Consider the following 22137-nt stretch of genomic DNA (forward strand, 5'->3'; position numbering starts at 1 on the left):
CCATTTGGCTTCGTCCATGCTGGCATCCGATCCTTGAATAACCGAAGAGCCTTCCTGGGTATTATTTGCCCCTGACACACCTATGGCTAAGCCGCTATGTTTCGCAGTAATGGTGTAGATCTCCCCAGAGATAATGCCAGCCGTGGCTGCGCTCGCTTTTTCCGCCGTTTCGAATAATGGGAAAACCAACGCACACAACAAACTTGCTGCAAGACCGGCTTTAAACAGCCGATTTTTGCTTTTTCTGATTTCTTCCAAGAATAATTACCTCCTACGATAAAATAATGTTTTCTCCCGTTTCTGACTAACCTGATACATACAGATTAAGTTATTCATAATGTAAGCCCTTACACTCACCTCCTTGCCCCAACATATTCCATATGTTTTTTCAAGTACACATCAAAAAAGAGCGATTTCTATAAAACCAACAGCAAATTCTCCATATATAAGCAATTTCCCAAAATTTTGAACTGCCATTTTTAAATAACTTGCATGAAAAAACCGCCAATTCGCTATCATTGGCGGCCTTCTTCGATTTATGATCCATACCCGTTATCATAAACCTTGTTTTCACTTGTCGTATTCCGCAATTTGTACTCAGACGTCGTCACCCCATACTTCGTCTTAAACATTTTGTAGAAATAATTTTGATTCTCCCAACCGATTAAATCCAAAATCTCAGCCACGTTGGTATTTGGCTTTGTAATAAGTTCTGCTGCAATACTCAATCGATAATCCATCAACCACTCAGCAATGGCTTTTCCATGAACACTTCGAAATATTTTACCCAAGTGATATTTGGATAAGTTCAATAATAACGCAATACGATCCTGGCATAACGATTTGTCCATATAATTGGATTCAATAATCCCAATGACTTTACTAGCAATTTGCTGATTTCGGTTTACCTTGGAATCACCTATACTTTCGGCGATTTGACGAATAAGCGCATGGAATTCAGCATTAATTTCTCCAATGGTCTCCATCCTGCTAATCATACGAATAAACGTGCTATATTGCATATTAAAAGTGGTCTGCCCGTTCGCTTCAATTTCTTTGATCCGTTTATAAATATTAAATGCCAAATAATACAAGTAACTAATGACAATATCATAGGAATAATGACTTAAATAAGTGACGATCTCTTCATAAACTTGAATCGCTTCCTCATATTTCCCATAAACAAGAAGTTCGTCAAATATTTTTTCCAGTTGGAGCGGCGGCTGGAAGTCATCCGTTTTCATGTGCTTTAACTTATCCGTTGAGATGATCGATCCTTGTCCGAAAATAAACCGATACTTGGAAAACTGAACGGCTTCTTGATAAGAAATAGATATGTCCTGAAGTTGTTTAACCGAATACCCGATTACGCCTGTCATCGAAAGTTGTAGATTGCTTTGAGTCCAGTTTTGAAGCTCCGCAATGATAAGACTAACGTCACGAAGCTGTTTCTCATAGGTTTCGTCAGAAGCTTCCAGGATGAGTACAACTTCAACTCCCAAATCAACTGCACAATTATTCGTGAAACGCGATGCTATTTCTTCCGCTGCATTCCCGATCGCATAACGAAAGAGTTGTTGATCTGCGGCGCTGTAAGTTCTCATAAACTGCTCACAGCGGTCTATCATAAAAATAACAGCAAAATGACGCCTATCTGCCAGCAAACCTATGTTAAAATGATCGAGACTTGATTGTAGATCAGTAGGGCAATCATCCAAGGAATGACTGACTAGTCTTCGCATGAATTCTAATTTTCGAGAGAAAAAGGCTGTCTTTTTTTCACCAAGGAATAATTCGTTCTGCTGGATGGCCATTGAAATGACATCGTTTAAATAGCCAATATCATCCCTATCTTCGACCAAAGACGGAGAACGAGGCAGCTCAGAGACTTTACCCATCAAACCACGAATAGGTGAATACAATCTTTTAGATAAATAAAATACGATCAATATTCCCGGAATCAACACCCCTAGACAAAAAGCTAACGTAATCCAAGCAAGCCGCTCCATATCTTGAAAAATAATCGAATACGGAACGACATGAATGAATTTCCAGTGCAAAACATCGGATGTTACATAAGTAACCAGATGTTTGTTTCCATGAATCATGGCTGAAAAAAAGGCATTCTTGCCGCTTTCTTGTATAGGCTTAAAAACAGCTTCTTGTTCTGCCGCCGATAATTCCTTGATATTGCCAAGAATCAGTTGAGAATTCTCATCTAATATAAATGTGCTTCCTTTATTTTTTCCGCTGGAGGAAAGAGATTGAATTAAATCCTTTAAGTAATCAACTTTGACATTAACGATAATGGCGCCTTTTAGGCGATCTGCTGCATCCTCATATTCATAGAGATTATAAGTCAGAACGCTAATCTTCTGATTGCTGTCAATTTCTTTCCCATCGGCCGAAGTATAGACAGGGATTTTTCTTAATACAGGGTAAAACTTCCCTTTTGTTGCATACTTTTTCTGGTCAATATAAGCAACGATATCACGATCAAAAAAAGTATCTTTGCTGCCGGATTGAAGCCAAGTCGAATAAAAATGGTTGTTCGTCCCATTAAAAACATAGACGGAATGAACAAATTGATTGGCGTTTTTCAACTTTGATATGTCTTCCAAGGCTTCCTGGATATCCGAGTAATCATCGTTCGCGCCGTACATAATCGATTGTATGCGATTATTCGTTAACAAAGAAATAGCAAACGTTTTTGAAGCATCGTTCAAATACGTTGCACTGTAACTGATTTGCGATAGCGCATTCGAATTAGCGCCGGAAACGAAGTTTACGCCAATCTTTTGAAAATTAACGTATAAGACATAGGAAAGCGCAAATAAGATACAGATGATTACAAGCGTAAATGAAGCAAACATTCGAATGAACATAGATCGGGGCAGTTTTTTCTTAATCACCTTCACGGCCTCCCAGAAGTCACTATTGAAAAAAACCGCTTAGTGCCTTATATAAGCAATGAGCGGTTATCTAAAAAACTTATTTTTTGTTTGCCTTGCGCCATTCATCCAGTTGTTTTTGAGCTTCCGCAATGACTTTATCCAATCCAGCTTTCTTAAGTTTATCGTTGATTTCGGTCATGATTTTGTCTGGATCAGCAGATCCATGAGTCAGCAGCGAATTTTCTACACTGTTGTACTGCTTTGTAATGGCATCGATTTGGACCATTTCGGTTTTAATAGGATCACGATTTAAAACAAATCCTATTAATGGGGATGTAATCGCTTCTTTGTTCACTTTTAACGTTTGGTCCCATACATCTTTTGGTTGCCCCGGACGAAGGAACATATTAAACTGATTAGCGAACATCCAGTCCGTGCCCGGATTATATCCGCCATTTGGCAAGGATTCAATTGTGTCTGCATCCACTTTCTTATAGTGTTTGCCTTCAATACCTATACATAATAAGCGATATAATTCTTTATCGGCAAATAATTGATTTAGATACATCATAGCACGTTCAGGGTTTTTAGAGTTCTGGTTAATCGCGGCCATACCTGCAATTAGACTCGTATTTGAAATATACGAGGGACTTAGCTGAACGTCGGTTACATCGAATCCTGCCCACCCTTTTGTGTCGCCTTCATTGCCAGGCTTCACCGCACCGGCAGCGAACATCCCATATTTGCCTGTTTTTTGTTCCGCTTTATAATCTTTAATCGTAGATGCATCTTTGCGTATGTATCCTTTATTGTACCACTCGCGATTCATCTTAACTAGTTCCATCGTTTCCGGAAGTTCATACATGTTCTTAACCTTAAAATCATTATTTTTTACATTAACGACAAGCGGGTTAGATGCATCTCCCGTAACGGCGTCATAAGCGAGACCAGATCCCATAGTCGAAAGAGCATACACCTCAATCGGCGCGCCATCCATCGTAGGCACAATGCCAGGCTCATTTTGCTTCACCTTTTCTAGATATGGTTCCAAATCACGGAACGATTTAATCGCTGATTTATCCAGCTTATACTTATCAGCTAAATCTTTTTTAATCGAATATCCTTTCATTGTCGCCATAATCTGATAACTGGTAATCCCATATAACTTGCCATTCACACGCGCCCCGTCGAAAAACTTAGCAGGAATTGTTTCCTTTATTTGCGTACCGTATTTGTTTAGAAGATCGTCTAATGGAAGGTAGGCGCCCTTCGCCACATTGTTATGAAAATTATTTGTCCATGAAGCTGTATACGTTATATCCCAATCCTCACCTGCTGAAATAATCACCTTCATCTTGTCGTCGTAGTTACCCCAATCAATGGTGTTCAATGTGATTGTCGTATTGATTTTTTCTTTGGTAATCTTGTTCATGGCATCGACAACAGCTTTTTCATCCGGTTGCGGTGTGCCGACTCTGTAGATGGTTAGATTCACAGGAGCCAGCTTAGCAGAACTAGACGCCTCTGCCCCGCTTTTCGAACTCTCAGCTGGCGAAACCGCAGCGGTTGGCCCCTCCGTTTTTCCGTTGCTGCATCCGCTAATTAAGGATACTGCACATACGATTGAGAATACGCTCCCAAACGCTTTTTTCATGTTTTTCATTTGTTTATCCTCCCCTAACTAATAAAGTTCACTTTTATTTGAAACCTTACGGTGTCAAACCAATGTTAAGCATCTAGCCTTTAATGGATCCGACTGTAATTCCTTTGACAAAAAATCGTTGAAAAAAAGGAAAAATGAATAACATGGGACCTGCAGCAACGACCGCCAGCGCAAAACGAGCCGATTGACTTGGCAAAACAATATTTGAAGTATTCGCTACGGACAGCGCGCTATTTAAAAAATCAATGTTAGACATGATTCGATAAAGCAAAAGTTGCAAACTAACATACTTGCCTGTATCAATAAACAACAAGCTTAACCAATAATCATTCCAATAGATGAGCACTGAGAACAAGGCTATTGTTGCTAATCCGGATTTGCTAACTGGAATAATAATGGAGAAAAATACGCGATATTCGCTTGCGCCATCCATTTTCGCCGATTCAATTAATGCAAATGGGATCGTCGACATAAATCCTTTCATTAACAAGACTAGAAAAGGGGTTACGACATAGGGCAATATTAATGCGAACGGCGTATCCTTCAAATGCAAAATCCGTGATATGAGAATATACCATGGCACCAAACCGCCGCTGAACAAAAGCGTAAAAAAGATAAAAAATGAAATTTTATTCGCTAAAAAGAAATCCTTCCTGCAAATCACATAAGCAACCATCGCTGTGATCATGATGCTCAGCAAAGTACCCGTTACTGTTACAAAGATCGTAACAATATAGGAATTAATAATTTGTACAGGATTTTTAAAAACGAATCGATACGCTTCCAAAGTGATAGCGCTAGGAAATAAGGAATATCCTTTCGTGAGTATCGTATTTTCACTCGTCAATGACGCAGTGAGAACAAGTACAATTGGAATGATGCATGCAATCGACGTTAATAACAATACAATGTGGATCACGGAGAGACTAATGCGCGATTTGATTCTCATTGAAAATAACCTCCTTTAGAACAGGGCGTTTTCTTTACTAACCCTTCGAATGACGAAGTTTGTAAGCAAGATAATGATGAGACCAACAAAAGATTGGTAGAAACCTGCAGCCGATGCCATCCCAATATCTCCATTGATCCTCAAAGCTCTAAATACGAACGTATCAATGATATCTGTCGTTGGATAAAGCAGGGTAGAGTTCATCGTGACGTTATAAAACAGGTCGAAATTCCCAAAGAATATCCGGCTTACTTGGAGCAGCACGAGCAGAATCATTAAAGGTTTCAGCAGAGGGAGGGTAATTGACCATACTTGCTGCCAAATGTTTGCGCCATCTATTTCTGCCGCTTCAAAATATTCAGAATCGATGGATATAATGGCCGTGTAATAGATAATGGCGTAATAACCCGCATTTTTCCATAAATTAACCGACATTAAAATGTAAGGCCAATAGTGAGGCTCGTTATACCAAAGAACAGGCTCCTTACCGAACCAGGATAATATCGTGTTTAGATACCCATGATTCATATCCAAAAAAGCAAGACAAACATAGCTCACAATAACGAACGAGATAAAATAAGGGAAAAATAACGCCGTTTGATGGAACTTGATAAACTTTTTCGATACTTGATTCAAGAGCAGGGCAAGAGTAACGGAAACGATTAATGTTGAAAGAATAAAAGCCACGTTGTAGAGCAGCGTGTTTCGAGTCATTACCCAAGCATCGCTGGAAGTAAAGATGAATTTAAAATTTTCAAAACCATTCCATGGACTGTGAAGGATTCCGTCCCTGTAATTGTAATTTTTAAAGGCGACTATCAGTCCGTACAAGGGAATATAATTGAAAACAAATACAAAGATGCAAGCAGGCAAAGCTAAAACTAGCAACTGATGAGTCTGCCTGAGCTTCTTCCAAAAAGCAGAAATTTTATGCGCCGTAGGCCCTCCTCTGATCATTGAAGTTGCAGGTACTCTCTCCATGTAAAACACTCCTCGTTCCGTATTTACCCTACTAGGCCAGTTGCACTAGCAGGTTGTTTTTTGGCGTGACTTTATCATAGCTTCTGTACCCGTCATTCCTAAACATCAAGTATGTTGTTTTTCTATATTTCGGTGTGTAAAAACGAGCGATTTCTATATAATCGAGAGGATCGACAGTTTATGTAAGCCTTTTCTAATAATATTTAGGATTGAAGATTTTTCCAATGATCATTTTTGGGGTTCATAACAAAAAATACGGCGTTTACCCCCACATTTCAGAAGCAAACGCCATATTTTTTCGGTCATTATTTCAGCTTAATATAATCTGGCATAAGCTTATAACCGGTACTGATTAGATTTTTCCCAGCTACTGTGAATCTAAAAATCTTATTTCCTGCAGTAGCAAATGTTATCCGCCCCATGTCATACTCCTGATAACTTGGTACTAGATTGTATACGTCTACAGGCACGCCCAAATTTACTCCATCAATTGACAACTGGAAAGTACCACTCCCGCTGTCTCTCTTGACTCTTACCTTGACATTATATGTTCCAGGCTGGCTCGCATAAACAGCATAGGTGACAGAATTACCAACTGCCGTTGCATTCAGGTTATTACATTTTCCATTGCTGCAATTCACATCCGTAATATCCGATTCAGCAGCACCTGATGCTACTGTCACGAGATCTTCAGACTCATAGCCGAAATCCACTTTTTCAAATTTCACAGCATCGGCAACAACATATTGTCCATTTGCTTGATTAGTTAACTCAACATATCCTGTTTGCCCGGCTTCGAAATAATGAGTACCCAGCAAAACCCAGCTTCCGCCAGTAGGTCTCTGATCTATATAATAGGTCTGCAAGCCTCCGCTATAGGATACTTTAAATGGTGCATTAGTAGCCCGAAATTCATTTCCATTTGGCAACCAAATATACACCTTATAGTTTCCTGCCACACTCAGCTTAGGCTTCCATTTCATCTTATCTGCACCTGAACCGCCACTTGGTGAGGTTACATAATCTGCTCCATAAAAGCTAGGATAGTGGGTTGAACTCGCCCATGCGCCTGTAGCTTCGGCCTGGGTATTGTCAACAATGACCTCTTTAGGCTGCTCTGGCGAATAAACGACTCCAAAGTCGTCTATATAAGCATAACTACTGCCACTCGTCTTATATCCATATATCGTAGCCGTTGTACTTTGAGGACCTGTTGTAAATCTTACATCCACTCTCTTCCATGTAGAACCGGTAGATGAACTATACACGTCATTTCCGCCATAGTCCTTTACCCCTATTCTGACTTCTGAGGAATCAGTTACCTTCGCCCATCCGCTCAGGTCATAGGTTGTGTTTGGCGTTAACCCTTTAATGATCTGCTCTACTCCATCCTGTACGGTTCCAAGTTTTAATCCGTAGAACCCGGTCCTTGCATTGGCATTTGATATTTGATGCGAATATGAATATTCTGAAGCAGCAGTCTTTGCATATGTTTTTGTCCATGGGGTAAGATTAGTAACCTCAAAACCCGAATTATACGTACGATTTCTGTGCAAGGGGTAAGTCTTTGAAAATGTTGGGTTTGGAGGGTTTGTAAAATCATGACCGGCCTTCCAGATAGGGGCGCCATATTCAAAAGCTCCTATATCCGGCTTACTGCCAACATATCCATTTGTAATCCCATCAATAACTACGCCGGCATCAATATTCGTTGAATTCGCCGCAAGGTGAAAATCATTAGCTCCTACAAAGCCTGGGGTGCTCCCTGTATAATTGGTATGCGATGTCTCGGCGTACGACGACCTGGCATCTAAAATATTATTTACTGACCATGTACCGTACATGTCATTTACAAAGATAGTTGAAGAGCCCCCACCAATTTCGCTGCCTTTGGGGAATGTATTATTGTATAGAAGATTAAAATTGGTAGGACCATTGAGATTAGTCCCTATTCCCGTTGGACTATCGATTCCGTAGACTAAATTATGATGTACGATAAAATTGGAAGAACCGTTATCCAGATAAATGCCATTAGGCTTGGTATAAGAAGAGTTATCATGTAAAATATTGTATCGAATTTCGGTATTCTGACCATCTGTTGCTACCGCATAGATAATTCCAAGGTCTGTGGCTAGCAATCCGGCATTATATAGATGATTGTGCTCGATGATACTATTCGAAATCCCGTTCTTTAAAAGGATGATACCCCTTGAACTGTTATATGCTGTATTGTAGCTTACGAGATGGCTGTCGCCAAATACCCTGATTGGCGCAGTGTCATTGATCCCATAATTACAGTCACGAATAAGATTATTAACTAGCCTGTTATGGTTGCCAAACATCGTTACACCATTAGAGTGACTCCATGCAATGGTGCTATTCTTTATTTCATTGTAACTTCCGCCGAGGACAAAGCCAGAATCATCCCTATGTGAAGCCCAACCGTTTGTATTGGAATCATAATGATCTACATAGGTTGCATTTATACCGTCAAAAACATTACCGGTTCCGCCTTCTGTTGTCGCTGCTGTGCCGAAAAAATTCAAACCCTGTACCGTAATATATGATTTATTTGTTAAGTTAAAACCCCAAATACGTTGTTTAACGGATACGGTATTGCTTAAAGGATTCCCTCCAGGAAACCACATATAAAGTGTTGTCGTGCTGTTATCATAAAACCATTCATTTTGAGTATCCAGCAATTCCAGCTTATTCGTAAGATAATAAGGCTGGCCTTTCTTTGTATAACCGTAACTACTACTTGCATCAAGTTTCCCACCTGTATAGCTTGTAATAATCATAGAATTTGAAAGAAAATTATTAGAAGGCATATAAGTAATTGTTGCACCTGTATAATACCCATCAATCGGGATTAAATCCGCATCCTTTACATAAGTTGAACCTACTTCATCAATTGTAGCCCAAGTCGGGCTCCAAAGATCTGAACTTGTATTCGGCCACCTTGCATGCTGAGCCATATTTCCACCTATGAATACTTGGTTCCTGTCTCCTAAATTCATCGTAATCTGCTTCTTGTAAATGGAACCCGAATGTTGTATCCATGATGTCGAGTCAACCATATCAGTACCTGAAATAGTTACGCTTTCTCCTGGGTATGGCTTGAATGTTATCCTATTTTCCGACGTTCCTGAATTAACGGGAATGACTTCCTCCGGATAGGTGCCTCCCCGGATTATACAAGTATCACCCGGTTGCATCAGACTTGCTGCTTTTTGTATGGTTTTAAAAGGTCCTGTCGTACCCGATACGAAAGTGGGAGAAGTGCCATTCCAGCTATCATTTCCATTAGTAGCCACATAATAATTCGTACCTGCTGCCTTTGCTTCCGGATTGATAAAAACCCAGTTTGTAAGCGCAAACAAAATAATAAACACGAACAAGCTGCTTAATTTACATATTCCCTTGATATTACTCATTATTTCCCCTTCTTTCCGTGTTTTTTTGACTATAACGAGAAAGGTTACGGACTTACAAACTCGAACTTAACTGCGTCTGCATTGACGCTGTTATTATTAGCATTATTCGTCAACTCTACATAGCCATTCGTTCCCGAGGTGAATGTGAAATTCCCCAAGGAGACCCATCCTGGACTCGGTGCAACCTGTTCATTAACATAATAAATGTGATCACCTGTCGTATCGTGAACGTTGAACGGAGCATTAGTAGCCCGACTGATATTGCCATTCGGCAACTTGTAGTACACCTTATAAGTACCGGAATAGGGCAAGTTTGGCGTCCATTTTATTTTGCTGATTCCAGTTTTCGTTGATGCATACAAATAGTCAGACCCGTAATAATTCGATAGGGTCGTGGATGACGTCCATGAACCGGCCAGTTCGGCCGCTGTGTTATCTACAATGACTTCTGAGCTGTTCACGAAAACGATTCTCGCATCCGTGTCCACATTCAGCAACTGATTCTGATAACGCACGATCGGCTTCGTTCCGAAAGGAGAATCGATCTGTGCGGATACCAGTTGCCCGTTCGCCCATTCGATGCTCAGTTCATACCCGCCTCTTGCCTTGACGCCTACGATTTTACCGCTTGACCAGCCGGTCGGCAATGAGGGGAGCAGCTCAAATTCGCCTGCATGGCTCTGAAGGAACAACTCGGGAACATAAGCGCTAATCGTCTGATATTTATTTCTGTTAGGATCTATCTGAAATAACTTATGGGCTTGCAACGCTTTGTCGGGTTCGCCGAGACGAGCCCACATATACGATTTATCGATGAAAGCTCCAGACCCGCGCAATTCCATAGATTTCCTGGCTGCCTCAAAGAAATTTGGAGTTCCCCGTTTCGTAAGCACATCGCGCAAATTTAGGCCAACCAGGTGCGAAGCGTGACGATGTAAAGGATCCTTGCCAGGATAGTCATTATTCCATTCTTTCAACTCTCCCTGACTTCCAATGGCGAATGGAAGAAGACGAGGGGTTGCCGCAGTGATCCGATTGATTAAATCCAGGTCATCTGCGCTATTTGCTTGCAAGACGCTTGCCGCCTCAAGCACATCATGGAAGAGTTGGCGAATGAGCGCCATATCCATCGTGCTGCCTTGATTCACCGCAATTAGGGTGTTATCTGACAGCTTATATTTGTTCTCCGGCGAAGTCGACGGCGAAGTGACGAGATAACCGTCCTTATTGGTAACGAGCAAATCAAGCGCAAATTCCGCCGCTCCCTTCATCAGCGGATAAGCGGTGTTCTGAAGGAACGTTTTGTCTTTGGTAAAAAGATAATGCTCGTATACCGTATTCATCAACCATATGCCGCCCATAGGCCAAATCGCCCACTCGTTATTCGTATCAGCAAGCGGTGTCGCGGCCCATATGTCGGTGTAATGCGGCGCCATCCAGCCATCAAAGCCGAAATCCTGCTGCGCCGTTTGTGCGCCGCTGATCGCCAAATTTTTTATCCATTTCCATAGCGGGTCACCCATTTCAGTTAGGTTAGAGGTTTCAATATTGGCATAGTGCTTTTGCACATTTTCATTCAGAAAATGCGATGAGTCCGTTTCAGGAATCCATTCGTGATTCCACATACCTTGCTGATTACGGGGCCGGTCGGTCGTATTCTCGCGGGAAACTGAAATCATTTCATAGCGGGAGTATTGATAGGTTTTGATATAATCTAACGCGGTTCCTGTGTTTCCGTTTACTTCTACCCAAAGCCTCCGGAACAGTTTCTGATAGTCATTCAAATGGTTATTGTGAAGTTGGTCGTACGATTTAACGATAGCGTTATTCATGATTGCGGTAACAATCGGCGCAGGGTTATTCCCGCCTTGGCTCGGATTCGGGAGCGTGAATGGATCCTTGTAGCTGGTGGCATTGGCATAGGTCAGTATAATTTCACTTGCCCCGGAGATTGCCAAATTTCCGTTCGTCGGCGTGACGGTTCCGCCCGTCGTTTTCACTCGCAAACGGGAATCGAAGGTCATACCTCTGCCTGCAGCCCACAAGGAATTTGCTTTCCCCAAATTATAGTTCGCCGTTCCCGTCATGGTCATTTCATTGCCGGAAGACTGTACGGCAGCGTGGCCCGTCATTTCCGCCGGATTCGTAAACCTGGCCGTCATGCTCATCGGTTTGTTCTCGTTATTGGAAATCCGCATCACAATCACGTTGTCCGGATAACTCGCGAATACTTCCCGGGTATACGTCGTTGTGCCTACCCTATATTTCGTAGTGATCGTGGCCCGATCCAAATCGAGTTCGCGGGAATAATTCGTAAATCCCGTCGTACCCGGCACATCAAGCATCAGCTTGCCAATCGGCAGGTATCTGGACGCGTAACTTCCTCGTCCCCACATCCCCTTTGCCGTTTCTTCTGCCGCTTTCAGCTTGGTTTCCCTGTACGTGACGCTCGTCGCCGTATCCGCTTCCGCCAGCAGACGGCGTGTTTCCGCCAGCGCTGTAATACGGCTGGCATTATGAACGTCGCCAGGTTCGCCGGACCAGAAGGTTTTGTCGTTAAGCTGCAACGTATCCGTGGCGATACCGCCGGCGACTCTCGCTCCTATGCGGCCGTTGCCGATGACCGTACCGCTAAAATCATTTCCGTTTGCTTCTGTTGTCCATGAATACTTGAGCTGTTCCCAATTTCCGGATTTTTGTTTTGGAAGGGTTGTGGACCCGGAAATCGCATAAGCCCCCTGTTGCATAACACCGCTTGCAAGCAAGGATACACCCAATGCTGCGACCAGCAATATCTTTATTCTTTTGATCATATTTGATCCTCCTCGGAAATTTTCTCATCATTTCCCAGAACAATTAAAGCGCTTACACATCGTGGGTAAAACTATATCCCGGCTTTCTAATAATGACGAGAGCCGGGACAATGATGTACTGCAACCTATACTTGAATAATGCTGTTCAATATAACCTATTTAGAAGCAGTCTTGATCGCTTCGTCCGCCCGCTGTTTCATTACTTCAATCGTTTTATCCAATGCTTGCGCACCCAAGAAATATTTTTCGGCTTCTTCGAACAATGCTTTTCTGATTGCTGCCGAGCCTGCCGTAGTTGGGTTTACAGCGAGCGTATAGTTCGCTTTTATGACATTCAAGAACGATGCTTTATCGAAGTACTGAGCTTTATCGCCAATCAACAGCTCAGCGACCTTGTTGATATCCGTCTTCAGATTAGACGGGATACGTCCGCCAGCAACCATTTCCATGTTGCCTTCCGTCAAATACCAGGCAAGAAACTTCATAGCAGCTTCCTTGTTTGCGCTATGCGAATTGATCGAAAGCTTATCGCTGAGTCCGCCGCTGTTTACATTTTTGCCTTTCTCCATTTGCGGTACAGGTGCAAACGCGACCTGGAACTTGCGATTCGGGAACGCTTTCTCGTCCTTGATATAGCGGATCAGGTACGTACCTGCAAATGCCATAGCCACTTTTTCTTTGAGCAGCTCTTCTTCCGGCAAAATTTTATTCGCTACTCCCTCTGCATAAGGCCGTAATGCCTTGGCATCCAGCAGTTGCTTCTGGATTTCAAGTCCTTTCTTGAAGGCATTATCCTTGAAATTGGATGTGCCGTCCGCTGCATAATAGGCGTCGATCGGTTTGGCCGTCGTCAAAGTTTGAAACGCGAGTGGTTCCCAAGTCGGAGCAAGGAAAGCGCCGAATTGTCCCGGCTTCGTTAATTTTTTGGCTAAAGCGGCATAATCATCCCACGTCCAATCTACCGGAACGGGTTCGTTAATCGCATCCAGAGACGATTTATTGAACAACATGAGATTCAAAGATTTGGCGCCAGGCAAATAATATTGTTTACCTTTATTTTTCGCCAAGTTCCCGGAACCGATGACCCCGCCTACGTCAAATCCGACTTTCTTGATCAAGTCATCCAACGGCTCGACCATGCCGGCGTTAATTCTTCGATCCATGATAGCATCGTTATAGTTGATGAAGAGGTCAGGCGCGTCATTGCTTGACAGGAGCGCGGTATCCAGCTTTGTGTTGCCTGGATCGTCATTGACAAAACGTACATATTCCACTTGGATGTCTTTATTGGCTGCATTCCATTTGTCTACAACAGCTTTCGGACCACTTTCCTCAGGAGTGCCTCCCCACCATTTGAGCTTCACAGGTTGTCCTGCTTGCTGAGTGGCGGAAGGACTCTCAGAAGGCTTTGTTGTCTGACTGTTCGATGCGTTATCATTCTTTCCGCAAGCGCTTACCAGGATGGAAACGGAAAGCAAACAAGCCGCACTCAAAACTATAAATTTCTTCATTTTTATTGCCCCCTCGTAATCGTTTTGCTTACATAAACAATCATATCAGCAATACTTGGGCAACTTAATGATATTTTCTTTGATAGTTTAGTGTTTTTCTTAGTATTTTAAGGTTGATTTTCGAAATTCAAGCGGAAATACCCCTTCGATCTTCTTGAAATATTTGCTGAAATGAGTCGCATCGCTGTAGCCGATCATCTCGGAAATTTCGTAAATTTTATACGAAGGATTAAGCAGCAGCTCACGAGCTTTTTTCATCCTGACTTTCATCAAATAGTCGACGATTTTCTCTCCCGTTTCCTTTTTGAATAACACACTCAAGTACGTTTCGGCAAAGCCGACACGTCTGGCAATTTCGGAAACTTTTAAAGCGGTCGCATATTCCTGTTGAATAATATTCATAACTTCGATAATTTCCTGACGATACCGTGGCTTCAAGTCCAGTCGTATAAATTCGAGGGTTTGAATAGCCCACCCGCCAAACCATTCCGATATTTCTTGCAGCGTCTCCGCATTGCGAATGATATCATACGGATACCTTTCATTGTAGGAAGGTAAAACATAGAGATCCTTGCCTAGCTGCTCCAGCTTCTTTTCGAACAATAACAACAGATGCAGCCACTTTTCCCTTATGAGCGCAGGGGGGACTTGGAACTGTTTCTGTTTTTCGTACCATGAATGAATGGCTTCCGCCATCTGTTCGGGTTTTTGATCGATCAGCGTATTCCAATAATCTTCCTGCAGGCTCTCGATTTTTGCAGCTGCTTCTGAAACAGTCCAATCCGTATCATAAAAATAATGAGCATCCCGATGATAGAATCTGCTTTGAAGCGCATGTTCCGCTCGGATGAATGCCGTATGAAGCTCATTCAGGTTTACGGCATCTTTGACAATCCCAAAACTTAGCGAAACTTTGGCAAATGCCAATGCTGCGGAATGCATTTCGACTAACATTTCTTCCGAAAACCGCTCCATTAATATCGCGAAACGGTCATTTCTGATTTCGATTAAATCGCCTTCTCCGTATTTTTTAACGATTTCTTTCAAAATATTGATGATAGTGAAGCTTAGCAAATGTTCGCTTTTAAATCTGTTTTCATCCACGATTTGTTGGTAATTATCGATGGAAGCACAAGCAACCCAATAGGTTTGTTCTATGGAAATAGAGCGGATTTCGCAAATCAACCTATCCGTTTCCATATTCGTCCCCTGCTTGACAAGTAAATTTCTAAGCAGCTTTTCTTTCAAATCCAGCTCCAGTTGCTCCATTCTATAGGTTGCTTGGGAATGTATAACTCGATTTGCGTGTTCAATCTCGAGCTCCTTACGAATATGTAAACACTTTTGCAAGAGTTCGCTGGGTACCCAGGAGAGCTTCAAAATGTAATCATTCGCCCCGATTTGAAGCGCCCGTTGCACATATTCAAAATCGTTATAACTGGACAAGACGATGATTCTCGTGTCCGGCCATCTTTCCCGAATGATGTTCATCAGCTCAATTCCATCCAATTCCGGCATACGAATATCTGTTAGTACAATATCGCAAGGACAGTTTTCCAGAATAGTGAGCGCTTCTAAACCATTTTCTGCTTCTCCTGCGATTTCAAAGCCATTTTCCTTCCAGGAGATCAACGTTTTGAGCGATAATCGCACGAGAATTTCATCATCTACAATGAGTACACGCGTCATTCAAATTGCTCCTTTTGAATAGGCAGCCTAATTGTAGCCTTTAAGCCGCCGTAATGGGATAACCCTAATGAAATACCGTACAGTTTTCCGAAATGCAGTTTAATCCGATTGTCTACATTCGAAACGCCGATACCGCTGAATTTTGCATTATTGCCATGGATCGTTCGCTCCTGAATGATGGCAAGCTTACTCTCCGGAACGCCTTTCCCGTTGTCCTCGACGGTAATGACCATCCCGGATCGATCTTCCATGAGTTCAGCTTCAATCCATACGGTTAACGGCAGCCTTCCGCCATGAATAATGCTATTCTCGACGAAAGGCTGCAAGCTGAATTTTAAAACTCGATTATCCATGAGCGCCTCGGGCACATGGATATTGAGGAGGATATTGTCATGAAAACGGATCTTCTGCAGCGTCATATATAACTCCAAATATTCAAGCTCCTGCCTAAGGGTCACATATTGCTGCGTTTGTTTCATAGAAAATTCGAGAAGTTTGCCAAGCGCCGTAATCATGTCGCTCACATTCTGATTCGTACCCGAAAGCAGAGCCATTAATTTGATTGAATTCAGCGTATTATATAGAAAATGCGGATTGATTTGCGCTTGCAACGCTTGAAATCGTGCCTCTTCTTTATTTTTCTGCTCCTCTTCCAAATCCAGGATCAACTGATCCAGTTTCGCAACCATTAGATTAAACTCATGGCCTAAAGCCGAAATTTCGTCTCTTCCTTTTACAGTTACCGCAGTTTGAAAATTTCCTCTTCCAACTTTCCGCATAGAGTGAAGCAGTGAATAAATCGGCTTGGTCAGACGGATCATGAGCCCCAGAAACAGAATCGTCCCCATGAGAAAAACAAGCAGGATGCCGATTAACGAGTGATTCCTCGATTGATCCAGTTGATTCGTAAAATGATCGTAGGACATAAGCTCCAGAAGAGTGAATCCGGCTTGCGAGACTTCCGCTGTATTGATGAGATATCTGTTCCCATTAATCACGGCTCTCTTTGAAAAGGCATTCGTCCGCGGTTGTCCTGATTGCTCTTCTTCGAAAATAAGGTTGTAGAGATTCCACTCTGTATCCCTAACCACGTTGTCGCTTGTTTGGATCAAAAATCTTGGAATGCCGCTATCCAGCCTTGCACTTTTTCCAAAAAATGTTTGGCTCGGAACGCCAATCGCAACAACCCCCTCTCCGTTCATGTTCCCGTCATCCTTGCGAAGAATACGCGACATAAGGACATAAGGTGTCTCTATACCTACTTGTGTATACCCGTGATCCGGGTTCATTTTATAAGATATTGACCAGTAAGGAAAACCTTTGGCTTGTTGGGCTTGCGTATACCATTCATCTTCTATGATTGCATTGTTATCATAGTTAAAAAGCGTCGAGACGGCAAACCGCCGACCATCCACAACCTGGAGGAAAGCCTCGCTGTTCAGCAGCAAATCACGTGTAGTTGTAAGCCTGTTTTGCAATTGTTTCATAGGGATAAACACATTATAATTGATGTTCAAATCCGAGAAATCGGGGCGATAAAACTGATTAAAGTCCGATTCGGCGAATAGTGCGGCTTTGACCATTCTTGCCGCCATTTCGTTCATCGTATTTGCCGATTGATCGACCAGTTCCTGGTTCGCGCTATATATCTTTTCTTCGAGCACACGCTGAGAATTGTAGGAATACATCAAGAAAATAACGAGCGTCGGGACGACGATAACGAGAATGAAATAAAAAATGAGTTTGCCCCTGATCGAGTTATAGGGGTTCCAATGGTTGATCAATAGCCATCCTCTCCTGATGTATGACATCCATTCTCATCAAGTATATCATTTGTGGGCAAGCCTTTGGTTGGTGGATATGAAAGAAAAAAAGCCCGGAGAGACGTCTCTCCGGCTAAGGCTAAACATACTAGGCATAACAACGCACTTCGTAGATCGCAGCAGAAGCATCGCCATTCGTAGCTTCCACGACAATACGAATCTGGCTTGTTGTAACAGGCTGATCAAGGATATGTTTCTGCAAACGATGATAGTTTCCTTCTTTCCTGGCTACCGTCACCCATACATCGTTGATCCATGCCTGCACGTCATACTGTTTAGGACACTGCGGATCTCGGTATAGCGGTGCATAATTATGGATTTCTCTCAGCAGATGCCCAGGGAAAGTCAGATGCACTTCCGATATCGTTTGCGGGCTTTCCCACTTCAACGCAAGCCATTGAGCGAGCGGTTGATTCGGATCCGAGCGCCATATATTGGTCGATTGGTGAGGGCGGGTAACCCCACTGATGACTTGCTCGGGACGATATGACTCCTGCGGAGGAGAAACTTTAAAGCTCAACGTTCCGCCATCTTGCATATAACGGCGCATTCTTCCTTCGCCCATATCGAAAGCAGCCGTATGTCCAGGAATCACTGTGCCGGCTGAATGCCATTCTACGTTAGGGTTTGTATCCAAATCCAATCGGACATAACCATCCTTCCGATTGTGGGCCAATTGCAGCGGCCAATCCACCCATACGCCTTGCGAGTTCGCCGGCACAATCAGTTCTGCTTCGGCGAGCGGCTGACCCGGCTCGGTTCGATAGTCCCAAATATGGTTAACTTCAAGCAAGATGGCCTTTACCGTTTGCTCCTCTTTCGTCGAATTGGACAAACAGACGGAAAGTGAGTCCATATTTCCCGAACCGATGGCAATCCATTGGCCTCTTCGGTGAGTCAGCGGTTCAGCAAGATTCGCGCGTCTTGTCTTCTCTTTCTCGTTGCGCAGTCCATAAGTCTTGTCTTCCGTTTCCGGTCCCGCTCCATAAACAAGCGCTGAGCTGCTTGCCGATACCTGGGCCAATCGGGCCAAGTCGGATTTATCTTCATTTTGGATATTGGGCAAGAAGCAGCCGTCCCGCAGCAACGTTTGCTGCACATCATGAATCGCTTCCTTATAAATATCGTGGACGGCGATTCGTTTCTCAAGCGCAATTGCCGCTCCTACGCCAACTGCTTGTCCCATCAAAGCGGTTGTAGCCATTACGCGAACCGTACCAAGCGCCGCATGCGTTACGCTGACGTTGCGTCCGGCCATCATCAGGTTATCGACATCTTTCGCTACCAGCATCCGAAACGGAATCCCATAAGGACCGCAGTAGCTTTTGCGGGCATACTCCGATGTTTCCGGGTACCCTTCTGCGCTTGCGGGTTCTGCAGTAGGAGCAAGCAATCCTCCCGGCGTATGAAGATCAATAAACCAACCGCCAAATGCGACTTCATCAGGGAATATCACATTATTGGCCGGATCATGCTCGGTCATGAAATACTGGCCGATGACTCTGCGGCTTTCCCGTTTGCCCGGTACTTGACCGATCCAATCCAGAGCATAATTGGCAGCCTTTTGTTTAATTTCAGGATCTTTATTCTTCATCCAATCCCAAATCCCTAACGTGTGGCGGGTAAGCTCATGGCGGATCGTTTCATTGTCATAAATCGTATTCCAAGGGACGCCGATTTCAATCCACCAGAAGCCGGATTCCAAATCGTAAAAATGTCGTCCTTGTTTGTAGAAATAGTCCGGATTTTCATGCTTAACCGCCCACTCCGGCGCTTCGAACGGAACGGGACGTCCCATATCAACGGCACGGAAGTGAATCGAATTGCCCATCGTATCGCTGCTTTCCTCAGCCGGCGCATGCGGCTCCCGGAACTCATCGAAGCCTTCGCTGCCCCAGCGCCATTCGCATCCTGCCTTGTCGGCAACGATAGCATCTCCCGTGCAGTCAATGAAGATGTCGCCTTCGATGTGGAGCTCTGTTTCCGCGTTAGCGACGTTTGCCTTGATGGACTTAATCGTTCTATCATCTGACTTCTCCACGTGCAGAACGGAGGTGTTTAAATAGAAAGTCAGATGATCCGTTCTAACCGCCATATCGTACATCACCATATCCGAAATGCTGTTAGTCCGGCCATTTTCACCGATATGCTCGTGATTGCGAGCTCTCTCTTCAATTAGCAATTCAGAGATGATACCGGTCTCCCTGCCATAAGCATGGAACGCAGCAGCTCCGTGCGGGGTTACCCGAATTTCGGAAGACGCATTGCCACCGAAGACCGGGCGGTCATGAATGAGCACCGTTTTGGCTCCTTGACGGGCCGCCGCTACGGCAGCGCAAAAACCGGCCAATCCGCCCCCGCATACAACAACTTGATAGCTTTCCTTTTTGATCTTCATTGCGCATGTCTCCTTGTTATTTCAATTTGAGTTGGCTGAATATGTATAAATAAGGCTAGCCTTTTAACCCCGTATTCGCGATGCCTTCGACAAACCATCGTTGGCATAGGCATACGATGATGACGAGAGGCGCGAGAGCAAGAACCGATGCCGCCATAATGAGCGGATAGTTCGTGCTGTTTTCACCATCTGTATAGCTAAGCAAACCTAACGGTATCGTAAACAGGTCCCGGTCTCTTAACAAAATAAGCGGATTTTCGTACTCATTCCAGTGCCAGGTGAAAGTCAAGATCAATAGCGTGACCAAGGCCGGCTTAACGAGCGGAAGCGAAATTTGCCAATACATTCTCCAATAACCGGCGCCATCGATTTTGCTGGCCTCGAACAACTCTATAGGCAATGTGCTGAAGAACTGCCGCATCAGGAAGGTCCCCAGAACGGTAAACATGCCAGGAAGGATGATCGCCTCATGCGTATTCACAAGATGCAAATAGTCGAAAAGTATAAATCTGGGGACAAATAGCACTTGCGGCGGAACGATCATCGTAGCCAAATATATCAGGAAAATCGTATCTCTGAACTTGAACCTCAGCCTTGCGAAAGCAAATCCGGCTAATGAACTGGTCACTAGCGAGCCTAGCACCTGTAAAAATGTAATTTTTATGGAATTTACATAGAACACATAATAAGGAACTTTACCGAACCAAACTTCGTGGTAGTTCGACCAATCGAATGCTTTCGGAATCCACCGAATCGGAAACTCGAAAATATCAGCTTGGTTCTTAAACGACGCCGACGCCATCCAGAGAAACGGGAGGACCATGAGAATTCCGATCGATAACAACAATACCGTAAGAACACTTCTAAGAAGCGTATTTTTTTGAGACAGACTGAGCATGTGCATAGCCTCCTAGTACTGGTCCTGCCATTTTTTTTGAGTTCTCCACTGTACGAGCGTGACCAGGAAAATAACCAGAAACAATAGCCAGGAAACCGTCGCGGAATAACTCATTTGGTTCAACTCGAATGCTTGCGAGTAAATGTAAAGCGACATCACCATCGTTGATTGAAGCGGCCCGCCATTCGTCATGACCTGCACGGCTGCGAAAACTTGAAGCGAGGAATTAATTAAGGTAATCGCTATCAAGAATGTAGTTGGCTTTAGCATCTGTATGGTAATAGCCGTAAATTGATTGAACGGTGATGCGCCGTCGATCGAGGCCGCTTCATACAGTTCCCTGGAAATCCCTTGAAGGCCGGCCATATACAAAATCATCGCATATCCGACGTAAGTCCAGATGGTCATGATCATAATGGCCATTAATGCGTAATCCGGACTCGCGAGCCAGCCAGGCGGATCTGAAATGCCGGCCACTCTCAACAACGCATTAATCGGTCCTTCCGAGCTATTGAACAACACCCGCCATACAACGGAGATAGCCACCAAACTGCTCATATACGGAAGAAAAATAAGCGTCCGGATCCATGTTTTCAAATAAACATAATTGTTCAAAATGGCAGCTAATGCGAGTCCGATCGCTATTGCCACTGAAACCGTGATGACGGAAAATACGACGTTATGCTTCAAAGAGAGGAACACGTTCTTATCGTGAATTAGCCTCTCGATGTTATCCAATCCAACAAACACCAGCCCCTTTAGTCCTTGCAAATAGTTCCAATCCGTGAAAACCAGAATCATACTAAACAGCAAAGGAAACAAAATAAAGAAACCGAAACCAAGCAGATTGGGGAAGATAAATAAATACCCGGCCACATTTTCTCTCGTCTTCTCTTTCAATTTCATAGGTTCTACTCCCCTCTCCCTTTATACGCTAAGTATAATTGAGCCTTTGCCCTGTATGAATGGGATAAACTAAGCCGAATATGTGTTTTCCTTCGATCTTCTCAACGAAACAAGCTGACTCCTGTTGAACAGGAATCAGCTTGAGAGGTTCCAATCTTTTACTAGAATTAAGAAC

General features: G+C 43.5%; 13 protein-coding genes. All 13 read right to left on the reverse strand.

The window, feature by feature from the left end; all coding sequences use genetic code 11:
- On the reverse strand, positions 1-258 hold a 258-nt coding region (locus BC351_RS06605), incomplete at its 3' end, for an RICIN domain-containing protein (RefSeq protein ID WP_144028302.1).
- 278 nt (positions 259-536) lie between these two features.
- Entirely contained in the window at positions 537-2912 is a 2376-nt protein-coding gene (locus tag BC351_RS06610) for a helix-turn-helix domain-containing protein (protein WP_079409944.1), read from the reverse strand.
- A gap of 79 nt (positions 2913-2991) precedes the next feature.
- Entirely contained in the window at positions 2992-4557 is a 1566-nt protein-coding gene (locus tag BC351_RS06615; protein ID WP_079409945.1) for an ABC transporter substrate-binding protein, read from the reverse strand.
- A gap of 73 nt (positions 4558-4630) precedes the next feature.
- Positions 4631-5506: a carbohydrate ABC transporter permease gene (locus BC351_RS06620; RefSeq protein WP_079409946.1), complete on the reverse strand. Its 876-nt coding sequence runs from the start codon at positions 5504-5506 to the stop codon at positions 4631-4633.
- 15 nt (positions 5507-5521) lie between these two features.
- A complete protein-coding gene (locus BC351_RS06625; protein ID WP_244208903.1) occupies positions 5522-6487 on the reverse strand; it encodes an ABC transporter permease in 966 nt (321 codons plus the stop codon).
- 305 nt (positions 6488-6792) lie between these two features.
- The gene (locus tag BC351_RS06630) at positions 6793-9924 is read right to left on the reverse strand and encodes a golvesin C-terminal-like domain-containing protein (protein WP_079409947.1); all 3132 of its coding nucleotides are present in this window, start codon (positions 9922-9924) and stop codon (positions 6793-6795) included.
- 44 nt (positions 9925-9968) lie between these two features.
- The gene (locus tag BC351_RS06635; RefSeq protein WP_079409948.1) at positions 9969-12737 is read right to left on the reverse strand and encodes a glycosyl hydrolase family 95 catalytic domain-containing protein; all 2769 of its coding nucleotides are present in this window, start codon (positions 12735-12737) and stop codon (positions 9969-9971) included.
- A gap of 155 nt (positions 12738-12892) precedes the next feature.
- Positions 12893-14248 (reverse strand): ABC transporter substrate-binding protein, encoded by a 1356-nt coding sequence (locus tag BC351_RS06640; RefSeq protein WP_079409949.1) that lies wholly within the window; start codon positions 14246-14248, stop codon positions 12893-12895.
- A 99-nt stretch (positions 14249-14347) separates the two neighbouring features.
- Complete coding sequence (locus BC351_RS06645; protein WP_079409950.1) at positions 14348-15937, reverse strand: response regulator transcription factor; 1590 nt, start codon at positions 15935-15937, stop codon at positions 14348-14350.
- Positions 15934-17721: a sensor histidine kinase gene (locus BC351_RS06650; protein WP_158081996.1), complete on the reverse strand. Its 1788-nt coding sequence runs from the start codon at positions 17719-17721 to the stop codon at positions 15934-15936. The genes BC351_RS06645 and BC351_RS06650 overlap by 4 nt, the downstream gene beginning before the upstream one ends.
- 127 nt (positions 17722-17848) lie before the next feature.
- The gene (locus tag BC351_RS06655) at positions 17849-20158 is read right to left on the reverse strand and encodes an FAD-dependent oxidoreductase (RefSeq protein ID WP_079409952.1); all 2310 of its coding nucleotides are present in this window, start codon (positions 20156-20158) and stop codon (positions 17849-17851) included.
- A 55-nt stretch (positions 20159-20213) separates the two neighbouring features.
- Positions 20214-21056, reverse strand: a complete 843-nt coding sequence (locus BC351_RS06660) for a carbohydrate ABC transporter permease (RefSeq protein WP_244208904.1) — start codon at positions 21054-21056, stop codon at positions 20214-20216.
- Positions 21057-21068: 12 nt separating this feature from the next.
- A complete protein-coding gene (locus BC351_RS06665) occupies positions 21069-21962 on the reverse strand; it encodes a carbohydrate ABC transporter permease (protein WP_079409953.1) in 894 nt (297 codons plus the stop codon).
- Positions 21963-22137: the final 175 nt, after the last annotated feature.

The organism is Paenibacillus ferrarius, from assembly GCF_002027705.1.
Taxonomy (GTDB): Bacteria; Bacillota; Bacilli; order Paenibacillales; family NBRC-103111; genus Paenibacillus_E; species Paenibacillus_E ferrarius.

What these genes read in the sequence shown, in the direction of transcription:
- BC351_RS06635 (WP_079409948.1), bottom strand. Translation starts at nt 12,737, where the DNA reads ATGATCAAAAGAATAAAGATATTGCTGGTCGCAGCATTGGGTGTATCC.
- BC351_RS06630 (WP_079409947.1), bottom strand. Translation starts at nt 9,924, where the DNA reads ATGAGTAATATCAAGGGAATATGTAAATTAAGCAGCTTGTTCGTGTTT.
- BC351_RS06655 (WP_079409952.1), bottom strand. Translation starts at nt 20,158, where the DNA reads ATGAAGATCAAAAAGGAAAGCTATCAAGTTGTTGTATGCGGGGGCGGA.
- BC351_RS06660 (WP_244208904.1), bottom strand. Translation starts at nt 21,056, where the DNA reads ATGCTCAGTCTGTCTCAAAAAAATACGCTTCTTAGAAGTGTTCTTACG.
- BC351_RS06665 (WP_079409953.1), bottom strand. Translation starts at nt 21,962, where the DNA reads ATGAAATTGAAAGAGAAGACGAGAGAAAATGTGGCCGGGTATTTATTT.
- BC351_RS06645 (WP_079409950.1), bottom strand. Translation starts at nt 15,937, where the DNA reads ATGACGCGTGTACTCATTGTAGATGATGAAATTCTCGTGCGATTATCG.
- BC351_RS06640 (WP_079409949.1), bottom strand. Translation starts at nt 14,248, where the DNA reads ATGAAGAAATTTATAGTTTTGAGTGCGGCTTGTTTGCTTTCCGTTTCC.
- BC351_RS06615 (WP_079409945.1), bottom strand. Translation starts at nt 4,557, where the DNA reads ATGAAAAACATGAAAAAAGCGTTTGGGAGCGTATTCTCAATCGTATGT.
- BC351_RS06620 (WP_079409946.1), bottom strand. Translation starts at nt 5,506, where the DNA reads ATGAGAATCAAATCGCGCATTAGTCTCTCCGTGATCCACATTGTATTG.
- BC351_RS06625 (WP_244208903.1), bottom strand. Translation starts at nt 6,487, where the DNA reads ATGGAGAGAGTACCTGCAACTTCAATGATCAGAGGAGGGCCTACGGCG.